The sequence below is a fragment of the Streptomyces californicus genome, from assembly GCF_000717645.1.
In the GTDB taxonomy this organism is placed as follows: domain Bacteria; phylum Actinomycetota; class Actinomycetes; order Streptomycetales; family Streptomycetaceae; genus Streptomyces; species Streptomyces californicus.
Map to the genome: position 1 here is coordinate 91,889 of NZ_JNZZ01000015.1, position 12,182 is coordinate 104,070.

Genomic DNA, 12,182 nt, shown 5'->3' on the forward strand with positions numbered 1-12,182 from the left:
GGCGCAGACCCGCGCCGGACCACGGACCTCCCGGGAACGGCGCACCGCCCGACCATCTCCCTGGAGGCGCTTCGATGTCCTACCGTCCGCACCGCCCGCGTGTTCCCTCGCCCGGCCGCCGCGCGGTCCTGCGCGGTTCGCTGATCGCCCCGGCGGCGGTCGCCCTCACGCCCGCGACGGCCGGGGCGGCCCCCGCGCTGCACCTGGCCGGGCGTCCCGAGGCGTCGTGGGGGGTGCAGGCCGGGAGCGTCACCTCCTCCTCGGCGCTGCTGTGGGTCCGCTCGGACCGGCCGGCGCGGATGCTGGTGGAGACCTCGGCGACCGAGTCGTTCCGCCGGGTGCGCCGGTGGCACGGGCCGTCGATCGGACCGGGGACGGACTACACCGGCACCACTCCGCTGTACGGCCTGCCCCCGGGCGAGCAGGTGCACTACCGGGTGACGCTCGCCGACCCGGCCGATCCGCGCCGTACCGGAAAACCGGTCTACGGGACCTTCCGCACCGCTCCGGCCCGCCGCCGGGCCGGGGTGCGGTTCCTGTGGTCGGGCGACATCGCGGGGCAGGGCTGGGGCATCAACCCGGAGACCGGCGGCTACCGGGTGTACGAGGAGATGCGCCGCCTGGACCCGGACTTCTTCCTGTGCAGCGGTGACAGCGTCTACGCGGACGGTCCGCTGGAGGAGAGCGTCACGCTCCCGGACGGCCGGATCTGGCGGAACGTGATGACCGAGGAGAAGGCGAAGGTCGCCGAGACGCTGGAGGAGTACCGGGGCAACTTCCGCTACAACCTGCTCGACCGCAACGTCCGCCGGTTCAACGCGCAGGTGCCCTCCGTCGTGCAGTGGGACGACCACGAGGTGCGCAACAACTGGTACCCGGGCCAGATCCTGGACGACGCCCGGTACACCGAGAAGAACGTGGACATCCTGGCGGCACGCTCCGTGCGCGCCTTCCACGAGTACGTGCCGCTCGCCCCCTCGTACGGTTCCGGGCGGCGCTCCCGCATGTACCGGGTGGTCCACCACGGGCCGCTGCTCGACGTGTTCGTGCTCGACATGCGCTCGTACCGCAACGCCAACTCCCCCGGGCGGCAGGCCGACGACACGACGGGCATTCTCGGGGCCGAGCAGGCGCGGTGGCTCAAGCGCGCGCTCGCGGCCTCCCGGGCGGAGTGGAAGGTGATCGCCGCGGACATGCCGCTCGGGCTGGTGGTGCCGGACGGGGCGACGGACTTCGAGGCGGTGGCGCAGGGCGACCCCGGGGCGCCGCTGGGGCGGGAGCTCCAGATCGCCGAACTGCTGCGGTTCATCAAGCACCGCGGGATCACCGGGACGGTGTGGCTGACGGCGGACGTGCACTACACCTCGGCCCAGCACTACGCACCGGAGCGGGCGGCGTTCAAGGACTTCGCCCCGTTCTGGGAGTTCGTGTCCGGCCCCCTGGCGGCGGGCGGCTTCCCGGCCAACGCGCTGGACGGCACCTTCGGTCCGGACCGGGTCTTCGTACGGGCTCCCGAGCGGGCGAACGTCTCGCCGATGGAGTCGCCGCAGTACTTCGGGGAGGTGGAGATCGACGGCGACAGCGCGGAGCTGACGGTGCGTCTGCGGGCCGAGGGCGGGTCGGTGCTGTTCACGAAGGTCCTCCGGCCGGGCCGCGTCGGCCAGTGAACGGCGGCCGGGAACCAGTCGGCCTGCGAACGGGGGGCGGGTGAGCGACAGGCTGGGACGCGGGGTGAACGGCGGCTTCGGCCGGGGCCGTTGTCAGTGGCGGGTCCTACGCTTTTTTCCATGACCCGATCCGTTCAGGCCCTGGCCTACGCACGCCCTTCCTCCCTTGAGTCCTCGCAGGTGGGGCCCTCTCTCGGTCTGGAGACCGCGGGGGGTCTCACCCCGCGCGGGGCGGAGGCGCACCCGCGGTTCTTCGCGGGCTTCCTCACCGATCCGCGCATAGCGGCGCGCGGGCTGCTGGCGGTGGCGGACGTGGCCGCCGCCCGCTACCACCAGCGCACGCTGCCCGCCTCGCTGGACCCGGTGGTGACGGGGAACGGGGATCGGTTGCGCTTCGAGTCGTTCTCCGGCTGCTGCGGGGTGTACGCCCGGCTCGATGTGCTGCAGGAGGGGCTGGACGGGCGGACGACCGGGCACGGGACGACGAACGTGGACGTGAACGCCCCGCTGCGGGAGGCCCTTTCGCGGATCACGGCCGACGATCCGCTGCATCTGCGGGTGGGGCCCGAGGAGCTGGCGGTGACGACGCTGGACGGGCCGGTGGTGGAGAAGAAGGTGCCGCTGCCCGACCGGTGGCTGCGCGGTTTCGCGGAGGCGCAGGTCGCCTCGGCCGGGTTCGACCTGCGGGCGGAGCTGACGGCGGCGCAGGCGGTGGCGTTCCTGCGGTCGCTGCCGCGTACCCCGTCGTCGGGCCGCGCGGAGCGGGGCGCCCGGTGGGTGGTGGCGTCGGGCGGGTCGCTGCGGCCGACGACCCGGCCGGTGCCGGGCGCGGTGTGCCTGCCGGGTCCGGAGCGGCTGGTGGCGTTGCGGCGGGTGCTGCGCGACGCGACGGCCCTGCGGGTGTACGGGCCGGTGGCCGACGGTGCGGCGGCGGCGAGCGCCTGGGAGGTGGTGCTGCCGGGGATGCGGCTGACGCTGACGCTCTCCCCCGATTCCGCGCGGGGGTTCTCCGGCGAGGGCGGTGTCCTGGAGGCGCTGGCCACGGACGACGCGGCGGCCGACGCCGAGCTGGTGTCGGTGCTGCTCGCCTGGGAGCCGAGGATCGAACCGGCCGAGCTGGCCGGGCAGGCGGGACTGAGCGTGGAGCGGGTGCGGGCCGCGCTGGTCCGGCTCGGCACGGCGGGCCGGGTCGGCTACGACCTGGCGGACGCGGCGTACTTCCACCGGGAGCTGCCGTACGACGCGGACCGGGCGGAGCGGCACAATCCGCGTCTCGTGGCGGCGCGGCGGCTGGTCGGCGAGGGCGCGGTGTCGCTCGACGGCGCGGGGGCCACGGTCGCCTCGGGGGACCGCCGCTACCGGGTGCGGGAGAGCGGTGCGGAGTTCAGCTGCACGTGTCAGTGGTGGGCGGACCACCGGGGGCGGCGGGGGCCCTGCAAGCACGCGCTCGCGGTCCGCATGGCCCGCCGGGGCGCGGCGGACGTCGACGCGGTGCGCGGCACGGCGGTCGCCGGAGGCGTGCGATGAACGAGCTGCTCACCGCCGTACGGGACGGCCGTCACCACGAGGTGCCGCCGCTGGTGCTCGCCCTGGACCGGCCGGGCCGCCGCGCCGCGCTCGCGGAGCTCAAGGAGTTGCGCAAGGAGGCGCGGGGCTGGGACTGGCGACGGCGGGACCGGGTCCGCAAGGCGCTGCTGGTGGCCGGTGCGGGCTGCCAGACCGGGGCGGCGGCGTGCGCCGCCTGGATCGGCGGCCGTGATCTGCGGGACTGGACCCGTTCGCCGTATCCGCTGATCCTCGCGGCGCTCAAGGACCGCGATCCGGCGTGGCTGGGCGACCTCGCCCGACGGTTCGCGGGGCGTGCGGCCCTCTCCGACGCGGAGTACGTGTTCGTCGGCGAGCTGACGCGTACCGCCGGTGTCCCGCTGCCCGTCACGGACCATCTGGTGGTGGGCTGGACCGAGCTGGTCAGCGCGGCGCGTTGGCGGGGCCGGACCCACCGTCCGCTGGCCGAGATCCTGCGGGCCGACCCGCATTCCGCGGCGCTGGCGGCCCGGCTGTTCGAGATGCCGGAGCTGCCGCCGCAGGTCGACTTCTCCGACGCGCCGGACTCGCGGGACCACTGGCCGGCGGCGGTGTGCGCGCTCGTGGACGACGGGGCCCTGGATCGGGCCCGTCTGGTGGAGCGGTGCGTGACCCGGCTGCTGCGCGGGGGCCGCTCCGTCGACCTGCGGTTCTTCCTGGCCGTTCTGGTGCGGCTGGGGGCGACGGACGAGGAGGAGGAGCGCCATCTGCGGGACTGGACGGCGATGGCGGCGGACGGCATCGCGCCGGTCGCCTCGCACGCCCAGCAGGTGCTCGTCCGGCTCGACGAGCGGGGCGCGTTGCCGACCGGGGTGCTGGCGGAGGTGTCGGGTGCGGTGCTCTTCCGCCAGGAGAAGAAGCTGGTGCGGGCCCAGCTGACGCTGCTGGGCAAGGCGCTGCGCCGGGATCCGGCGACGGCGGACGAGCTGCTGGTGGCGGTGGCCGAGGCGTTCGGCCACGAGGCCGTCGACGTTCAGGAGCGGGCGCTGAAGCTGGTGGCCCGCTATCTGCCCCGCACCACCGTTCCGGAGACGCGGGAGCGGCTGGCGTCGGCCGCGGAGCCGCTGGGCCCGCTGCACCGGGAGACGGTCACCGCCCTGTTCGGGGACCTCGTGGAGCCGGAGCCCGCCGAGGCGTACGAGGAGTTCCTGCCGCCCGCGCCGGAGCCGCGGCCGCTGGAGCCCGCGCCGGGGACGGTGGCCGAGCTGGTCGAGGAGGTGGCCGCCCGGGTGAAGGCGCACGCGTCGGAGCGCTGGATCCCGTCGTCGGCCGTCCTGGACACCGCGGCCGGGATCACCGGCTTCGAGCGGTCGCTCGACGGCCTCGTCCGGCTGGCGAGGACCGACCGGGAGGAGTTGACGGGGGCGTTGCGGGAGGCGCTGGCCGGGGTGCACTTCGTCGAGCACGGTCTCTCGCCGTACATGGTCGATCCGCGCGGCGTCTCGACCTCGCACGGGCTCTCCGTCGTGGTGGCCTCGCTGCTCGGCCTGGTGTCGGAGCGGGACCGGTCCGCGTGGTGGGCGATGGCGGCCGTGCCGGGGGGCGCCTGCGCCCACTCCGCGCTGAACGGGGTGCTGCTCGACCGGGCGTGGGAGGCCGCCGAGGCGATGGAGTCGGGGCGGCTGCCGTTCCTGCTGGCGACGCCCACGTGGCACACGGGTGCGCTCGACGCGGCGGAGCTGGTGGAGCGGCTGCGGGTCTACCGGGAGTCGGGGGCCGTCCCGGGTCCCGCCGACTTCGCCCAGGCGCTGCTGCGGGTGCGCCGGTGCGGGGGCCCCGAGGGGGACGGGTCCGCCGCGGCGGCCGAGGCGCTGGGCACCGCGGAGGGCGACCGGCTGGCCGCGTGGCTCCGGGCGGACGAGCCGGTGGCCCCGGTGCTGCGGCATCCGGCGACCGCCGTCTCCCGTCCCTCGGCGGCCAACTGGTGGCAGCGGTCGGCCACCGGGGCGCGTCAGGTGCTCCTCGCGACGCGGGAGCGGGCGGTGATCCGGCGCGACTTCCCGCCGGCGTTCCACTGGCTGGGCCGGGCGCAGCTCCCCCAGGCCCGGCAGTGCTACCACTGGGGGCCGGAGCGCTCCTCGCACTGGACGGCGACGTTGCCCGAGGATCCGGAGACGCTGGCCGCCTGGCTGCTGCCGGATCTGCTGTTCGCCGCCGACGAGGGGCAGCGGGGGGCCGTCGGCTTCCTGCCGGCGCTGGCCGAGAGCACGGGCGTGACCGGCGGGGCGACCCATCTCGCCCTGGCCTACGCGCTCGGCGCCCGGCATCAGGAGGACCGGACGGCGGCGGTGGACGCCCTACTGGTACTGGCCGGCCGGGACCGGCTGGACGGGGCGCTGCTGGGGCGGGAGTTGGCGATCCTGGTCGACCGCGACCTGGTGAAGGTGAACCGTACGGCGGACGCGCTCGGCACGGCGGCCGACACCGGCGCTCACCGGACGGTGCTGGCCGTGCTGGCGGCGATGCTGCCCGGCCTGCTGGCGTACGAGAAGACGCCCCGGGGGCTCGGGGACCTGCTGTCCGTGGCGGCCGGCTGCGCCGAGCGCTGCGGGACCGGGGGGATCGGGCCGATAGCGGGGCTGGCGGAGACGGCGGGACGCAAGGGCTCGTCCCAGACGGTCCGCCAGGCGGCCCGCCTGCTCGCCGCGTTCCCGCACGGGCCGGCCTGAGACGGGGGCCGGGCCGCACCCGCCCCACGCCTCGACAGGGTGGGGCGGCCGCCCCGGGACCCGGCCGCCTCACGGGCCGGCCGCACACGTCCCACGCCTCGTCCAGGGGCCGTCCGCACAGGGGTCCGGCCGCCTCGGTGTCCCCCGCAGCGGAACCTGACCGAAAACGACGATAGGCGACCAGATCAACACGTAACCCATCAGTCACAAAGCGTTCGTGATCAGGCAACACCGTTCGTCCACAGTGAGGATATGACTGATGTGACCTCCACGAAGAGCGCCCGCCGTCCGCACCACTGGCGGCGGGACCTGATCGAACTGGCCGCTCTGTTCACCGCCGTGGCCGTGGCCGACGCGATCGCCAACCTGATCGGACACCAGCCGGACGGGCCCTTCCTGCTCATGGCGTCGGCGGTGGCGCTGGTGGCCACGGCGGCGTTCCACACCTGGTGGGCCCGGCGCCACAGCCACGCCCCACCGCCGGATACGGCCGGCCCCGTGCCCGGCGGGGCCGGAACACCCGCCGGAACACCCGCCGAAACGTCCGCCGGTACGACGGCGGCCGCCGCGAGCGGGGACGGGGGCAGCCGGGCCGGCGGGATGGACGGCGCCGAGGAGACGGTGCTGTGGCGGCTCCGGACGACGGTGCACGACGCGCCGGGGAGCCTGGCCGCCCTGTGCCTGGCCCTGTCCGGACTGCGGGTGGACATCCTCACGCTCCAGACGCATCCGCTGGCGCACGGAACCGTGGACGAGTTCCTGCTGCGGGCCCCGGCCCCGCTCCAGGCGCAGGAGCTGTCCCGGGAGATCGCGGCGGCGGGCGGCACGTCCACCTGGATCGAGCGGGCGGACGCCCACGACCTGGTCGACACCCCGACCCGGGTGCTGTCGCTGGCCACCCGGACGGCGCTGGACGCGGCCGAGCTGCCCCTGGCGCTGCGCCAGTTGCTCGGCCGGTGCACGATCCACTCGCTGCCCGCCGTCTCCGTCACCGGCCGGGCGACCGGGCAGAGCGCCCCGGTCGAGGGTGTGCTGGAGGAGACGGTGATGCGGCTGCGGGACCCCTCCGGCGGTGTCATCTCCGTGGAGCGGCCCCATCTGCCGTTCACGCCCACCGAGTTCGCCCGGGCCCGCGCCCTGGTCGAGCTGGACGCCCGGCTCGGCCCCCGGGTGCCGCGCGGCAAGGACGTCCTCACGCTGCCCGAGGGCGACGAGATCACCGTGCGCCGCGCGGACCGCGGCGATCTCGCCGCCGCCCGCGCCATGCACGACCGCTGCTCGCCGGACACCCTGGGCCTGCGCTACCACGGTCCCGTCAAGGACGCCGACCGCTACCTCGACCACCTGCTGAGCCCCCGCTTCGGCCGCACCCTGGCGGTGCGGACGGCCTCCGGCCGGGTGGTGGCGCTGGGCCACCTCCTGTGGGACGGCGACGAGACCGAGGTCGCCCTCCTCGTGGAGGACGAGTGGCAGCGCCGGGGCATCGGCTCCGAACTGCTCGCCCGGCTGGTGGCGATGGCCGGGGAGGCGGGCTGCGACAGCGTGTACGCGGTGACGCAGTCCCGCAACACCGGCATGGTGGCGGCGATGCGCGCGCTGGGGCTCCCCCTCGACTACCAGATCGAGGAGGGCACCCTCGTCATCACCGCCCGGCTGACGCCCCGACCGGCTGCCCGGCCGGCCGCGCCGACGGAAGAGGCCCGTCGCTGAGCGCCTGGCACAGATCCGCCCACAGGTCCTCGACGTCCTCCAGCCCGACCGACATGCGCAGCAGCCGGTCCCCGACGCCGGAGGCCCGCCGGTCCCCCTCCTCCACGATGCGGTGGCTGATGGAGGCCGGGTGCTGGATGAGCGAGTCCACGCTGCCGAGGCTGACCGCCGGGGTGATGAGCCGGACCCCGGCGATCACCCGGTGCGGGTCCCCGTACACCTCGAAGGAGATCATCGCGCCGCCGATCCGCGGGTAGTGCACGCGGGCGATCCGGGGGTCGGCGGTGAGCCTGCGGACGAGTTCGGCGGCGCTCGCCGAAGCCGCCCGGACGCGTACCGGCAGGGTGGACAGGCCGCGCAGCAGGAGGTAGCCGGCCAGCGGGTGCAGCACTCCGCCGGTGGCGAAGCGCACCTGCCGCAGCGTGGCGGCGAACGCCTCGTCGCAGGCGACGACGCCGCCCAGCACGTCCCCGTGGCCGCCGAGGTACTTGGTGGCGCTGTGCAGGACGATCCGCGCCCCGTGTTCGAGGGGCCGCTGCAGGACGGGGGTGGCGAAGGTGTTGTCGACCAGCAGCGGCACGGAGCCGCAGGCGTGGGCGACGGCACGGATGTCGATCTCGGCCAGCGTCGGGTTGGCCGGGGTCTCGATCATCACCAGCCCGGTGTCCGGGCGGATGGCGTCGGCGATGCCCGCCGGGTCGGTCCAGGTCACCTCGGTGCCCAGCAGCCCGGCGCCCAGCAGATGGTCGCTGCAGCCGTACAGCGGGCGGACCGCGACGACGTGGCGCAGCCCCTGGCTCGCGCGGGCGAGGAGCACCGCCGAGAGCGCGGCCATCCCGCTGGCGAAGGCGACCGCGCTCTCGGCCCCCTCCAGCCGGGCCAGCGCCGTCTCGAAGCGGGCCGTGGTGGGGTTGTCCAGGCGGGCGTAGACCGGCGGTCCGTCCGGGCGGGCCCCGGTGGTGGCGAAGGCGTCGATCCGCATCGCCTCGGCGCGCGAGTCGTAGGAGGGGTAGGTGGTGGACAGGTCGATCGGCGGGGCGTGCAGGCCGAGGGAGGCGAGGTCGTCGCGTCCGGCGTGCACGGCTTCGGTGGCGAGGGCCCTGGGCGCAGTGGCGGCAGGGGGCGTCATCGAGACTTCGTCGTCCATGGCGTCACTCTGAACAGTTACCGGCTCGTAGCGGCACAGTCCCGTGTTACGTTCGCCGCATGTCCGATTCCTTCGCTCTGGATCCGGTGGATCTGCACATTCTGCGGCTGCTGCAGAACGATGCGCGGACCACGTACCGCGAGCTCGCGGCCGAGGTCGGCGTGGCCGCTTCGACGTGTCTGGACCGGGTGGCCCGGTTGCGCCGCGGCGGGGTGATCCTCGGGGACCGGCTGCGCCTCGATCCGGCGAAGCTGGGCCGGGGGCTCCAGGCGCTGCTCCTGGTGCAGGTCAGGCCGCACCGCAGGGAGTTGATCGGGCCGTTCGTCGAGCGGATCAGGTCGTTGCCGGAGTCGCGTGCGCTGTTCCACCTCACCGGCCCCGACGACTACCTGGTGCAGGTGGCCGTGGCGGACGCGGCGGATCTGCAGCGACTGGTGCTGGACGAGTTCACCTCGCGCCGGGAGGTGGCCCGGGTGGACACCCGGCTGATCTTCCAGCAGTGGGAGTGCGGCCCGCTGCTGCCGCCCGCCGCGAACTGACCGGTCGCGTCCGGGCATCGGCCGGCCCCTGGCGTCCCCGCACCCCCGGCGTCCGGGCGTCGGCCTGCCCCTGCGTCCCCGCGCCCCCGCGCACGGCATCCGGCCGACCGGCGGAGATCGGACGCCGGGCGGCCCCGGTGGTGACGGGAGGGGCACCGTCGTACGAGGATGTCCGCATGTCAGACACTTCGAGCAGCGCGCTGCCCCGTCAGGTCGCCGACGCCTACGTCGACGCACTCATCGAACTCGACCCCATCACGGGCACCTATCTGGGTGTGCCCGAAAGCTCGCGCCGGCTGCCCGACTTCTCACCGGCCGGCCAGGCGGCGGCCGCCGACCTCCTCCGCGCCACCCTGCGCGAGCTGGACGCCGCCGAGCGGCTTCCCGGCGCGGACAGCGACGCCGAGCGGCGCTGCGGGCGGCTGCTGCGGGAGCGGCTGACGGCGGAACTCGCCGTGCACGAGGCCGAGGAGGGGCTGCGGACCGTCTCCAACCTCTCGTCGCCCGCCCACAGCATCACCGAGGTCTTCACGCTGACGCCCACCGCGACGGACGAGGACTGGGCGGCGGTCGTGGAGCGGCTGCGCGCGGTGCCCGCCGCGTACGAGGGGTACCGCGCCTCGCTGGCGGCGGGCCTGGAGCGCAAGCTGTACGGCGGCCCGCGCGCGACCGCCACGTTCATCGGGCAGCTCACCGAGTGGGGCGGCGAGGGCGGGGGCCCGTCGTTCTTCGCGGAGTTCGCCGCCCCCGGGCCCGCCTCGCTGCGGGCGGAGCTGGACGAGGCGGCCGGGCGGGCGACGGCCTCGGTGCTGGCGCTGCGGGACTGGATGCGCGACGTGTACGCCCCGGCGGTCGAGGGCGCCCCGGACCCGGTCGGCCGGGAGCGCTACGCCCGCTGGTCGCGGCTGTACAACGGCACCGACCTGGATCTCGACGAGGCGTACGCGTACGGCTGGTCGGAGTACCACCGGCTGCTCGCCGAGATGCGGACCGAGGCCGAAAAGATCCTGCCCGGGGCGGGCCCCTGGGAGGCGCTCGCCCACCTCGACGTGCGCGGCAAGCACATCGAAGGGGTGGACGAGGTCCGCGAGTGGCTGCAGGGCCTGATGGACGAGGCGATCGAGGCGCTGGACGGCACGCACTTCGACCTCGCCGAGCGGGTGCGGAAGGTGGAGTCCCGGATCGCGCCGCCCGGCGGGGCGGCCGCGCCGTACTACACCGGCCCCTCCGAGGATTTCTCCCGTCCCGGGCGGACCTGGCTGCCCACCATGGGCGAGACCCGCTTCCCGGTGTACGACCTGGTCTCCACCTGGTACCACGAGGGCGTGCCCGGCCACCATCTGCAGATCGCGCAGTGGACACACGTGGCCGACAGCCTCTCCCGCTACCAGGCGTCGGTCGGCATGGTCAGCGCCAACGCCGAGGGCTGGGCGCTGTACGCGGAGCGGCTGATGGACGAGCTGGGCTTCCTGCCCGATCCGGAGCGGCGGCTCGGCTACCTGGACGCCCAGATGATGCGCGCCTGCCGCGTGATCGTCGACATCGGCATGCACCTGGAGCTGGAGATCCCCGCGGACTCCCCCTTCCACCCGGGCGAGCGCTGGACGCCCGGTCTGGCACAGGAGTTCTTCGGCGACCACAGCGGACGTCCGGCCGACTTCGTGGAGAGCGAGCTGACCCGGTACCTGTCCATGCCGGGCCAGGCCATCGGCTACAAGCTCGGGGAGCGGGCCTGGCTGCTCGGCCGGGAGAACGCGCGCGCCGCGCACGGTGACGCGTTCGACCTGAAGTCCTGGCACATGGCGGCGCTCTCCCAGGGGTCTCTGGGCCTGGACGACCTGGTGGACGAGCTGTCCCGGCTCTGAAGCGGACCGGGTGGCGCGTACGGTTCTCGGCTCCCGAGGGAAGGCGGTGTCTCATGAACGAGCGGAACGGATTCCTGTTCTGCGCCGACCCGTTGAGGGCGGCACGGCCCGATCCGCAGTTCGCCGGGGAGGTCGCGACGGCGCGTGCGGCCGGCGGCCGGATCGCACTGCTCGACCATGACGCGCTGCTCGCCGGGGACGCGGCCCGGGCGGTGGCCCGGGTCGCACGGGACTCCGGACCGTACTGGTACCGGGGGTGGATGATCCCCTCCGCCCGGTACGCGGAGCTGGAGGCGGCGCTCGGTGCGCGGGGCTGCGCCCTGCTCACCGGCGCCGCCGGCTACCGGCGCGCCCATGAACTCCCGGGATGGTACAAGGAGTTCGCCGCCCTCACTCCGCGCAGCGTCTGGCATCCCATGGCTCCGGACGCGCCGCCCGCCGCCGACGCGCTGACCCGGATCGCGGCGCCCCTGGGTCCGGGGCCGGGCGTCGTGAAGGACTACGTGAAGTCCCGCAAACACGAGTGGCACGAGGCGTGTTACGTCCCGGAGCTCACCGATCGGAGGCAACTGGCCTCCGTGGTCGGCCGGTTCGTCGAACTGCAGGGCACGTTCCTGGCGGGCGGCCTGGTGGTGCGGTCCTTCGAACCGTTCGTCGCGGGCGGCGAGGCACGGGTGTGGTGGGTGGACGGCGAGGCCGTCCTGACGACCGCCCACCCGGACACCCCCGACCGGGTCCCCGCGCCCGAACTCTCCTCCGTCCGGGAGGCAGTGGCACGTCTGGGGCTGCGCTGGGTCACCACCGATCTGGCGCTGCGCGAGGACGGGGCGTGGCGGGTGGTGGAGGTCGGGGACGGCCAGGTCAGCGGGGTGCCCGCCGGGGCGGACACGGGTGACCTGTTCGCCGCGCTGGCCGCCGCCGAGGCACGCCGAGATCCTTCGGGCGCCCGCTGAGCACTCCGGGACCCGGCGGCCACGGCGACCGGTTCGTGGGGGCCGCGT

General features: G+C 75.0%; 8 protein-coding genes. 7 read left to right on the forward strand and 1 reads right to left on the reverse strand.

All coding sequences use genetic code 11. The annotated features are described in order from the left end of the window. Positions 1-74 precede the first annotated feature (74 nt). The 4 genes from IF19_RS0120110 to IF19_RS0120125 all read left to right on the forward strand — a co-directional run bounded on the left by IF19_RS0120110 (position 75) and on the right by IF19_RS0120125 (position 7,630). On the forward strand, positions 75-1,667 hold the full coding sequence (locus IF19_RS0120110; RefSeq protein WP_030118815.1) for an alkaline phosphatase D family protein: 1,593 nt from the start codon (positions 75-77) through the stop codon (positions 1,665-1,667). Between the two features lie 120 nt (positions 1,668-1,787). Further along, entirely contained in the window at positions 1,788-3,194 is a 1,407-nt protein-coding gene (locus IF19_RS0120115; protein WP_050493875.1) for an SWIM zinc finger family protein, read from the forward strand. Beyond that, the gene (locus tag IF19_RS0120120) at positions 3,191-5,920 is read left to right on the forward strand and encodes a DUF7825 domain-containing protein (protein ID WP_030276587.1); all 2,730 of its coding nucleotides are present in this window, start codon (positions 3,191-3,193) and stop codon (positions 5,918-5,920) included. Before IF19_RS0120115 ends, IF19_RS0120120 begins: the two co-directional genes overlap by 4 nt. A gap of 261 nt (positions 5,921-6,181) precedes the next feature. Beyond that, positions 6,182-7,630, forward strand: a complete 1,449-nt coding sequence (locus tag IF19_RS0120125) for a GNAT family N-acetyltransferase (RefSeq protein WP_030276589.1) — start codon at positions 6,182-6,184, stop codon at positions 7,628-7,630. On the opposite strand, the gene IF19_RS0120130 is transcribed toward IF19_RS0120125, so the two are convergent. Beyond that, positions 7,563-8,777: a trans-sulfuration enzyme family protein gene (locus tag IF19_RS0120130; RefSeq protein ID WP_030118807.1), complete on the reverse strand. Its 1,215-nt coding sequence runs from the start codon at positions 8,775-8,777 to the stop codon at positions 7,563-7,565. The two genes, IF19_RS0120125 and IF19_RS0120130, sit on opposite strands and share 68 nt — an antisense overlap. A gap of 59 nt (positions 8,778-8,836) precedes the next feature. Here IF19_RS0120130 and IF19_RS0120135 point away from each other — a divergent pair, with 59 nt between their 5' ends. The 3 genes from IF19_RS0120135 (at position 8,837) to IF19_RS0120145 (ending at position 12,134) form a co-directional block, all read left to right on the forward strand. Further along, complete coding sequence (locus IF19_RS0120135; protein ID WP_030118806.1) at positions 8,837-9,316, forward strand: Lrp/AsnC family transcriptional regulator; 480 nt, start codon at positions 8,837-8,839, stop codon at positions 9,314-9,316. 176 nt (positions 9,317-9,492) lie between these two features. Further along, the gene (locus IF19_RS0120140; RefSeq protein WP_030118805.1) at positions 9,493-11,181 is read left to right on the forward strand and encodes a DUF885 domain-containing protein; all 1,689 of its coding nucleotides are present in this window, start codon (positions 9,493-9,495) and stop codon (positions 11,179-11,181) included. 53 nt (positions 11,182-11,234) lie between these two features. Next, a complete protein-coding gene (locus IF19_RS0120145) occupies positions 11,235-12,134 on the forward strand; it encodes an ATP-grasp domain-containing protein (RefSeq protein ID WP_030118804.1) in 900 nt (299 codons plus the stop codon). The last annotated feature ends 48 nt before the right edge of the window (positions 12,135-12,182 follow it).

Coding starts and splice junctions, on each gene's coding strand:
- IF19_RS0120110 (WP_030118815.1), top strand. CDS start 75: ATGTCCTACCGTCCGCACCGCCCGCGTGTTCCCTCGCCCGGCCGCCGC.
- IF19_RS0120115 (WP_050493875.1), top strand. CDS start 1,788: ATGACCCGATCCGTTCAGGCCCTGGCCTACGCACGCCCTTCCTCCCTT.
- IF19_RS0120120 (WP_030276587.1), top strand. CDS start 3,191: ATGAACGAGCTGCTCACCGCCGTACGGGACGGCCGTCACCACGAGGTG.
- IF19_RS0120130 (WP_030118807.1), bottom strand. CDS start 8,777: ATGGACGACGAAGTCTCGATGACGCCCCCTGCCGCCACTGCGCCCAGG.
- IF19_RS0120135 (WP_030118806.1), top strand. CDS start 8,837: ATGTCCGATTCCTTCGCTCTGGATCCGGTGGATCTGCACATTCTGCGG.
- IF19_RS0120140 (WP_030118805.1), top strand. CDS start 9,493: ATGTCAGACACTTCGAGCAGCGCGCTGCCCCGTCAGGTCGCCGACGCC.
- IF19_RS0120145 (WP_030118804.1), top strand. CDS start 11,235: ATGAACGAGCGGAACGGATTCCTGTTCTGCGCCGACCCGTTGAGGGCG.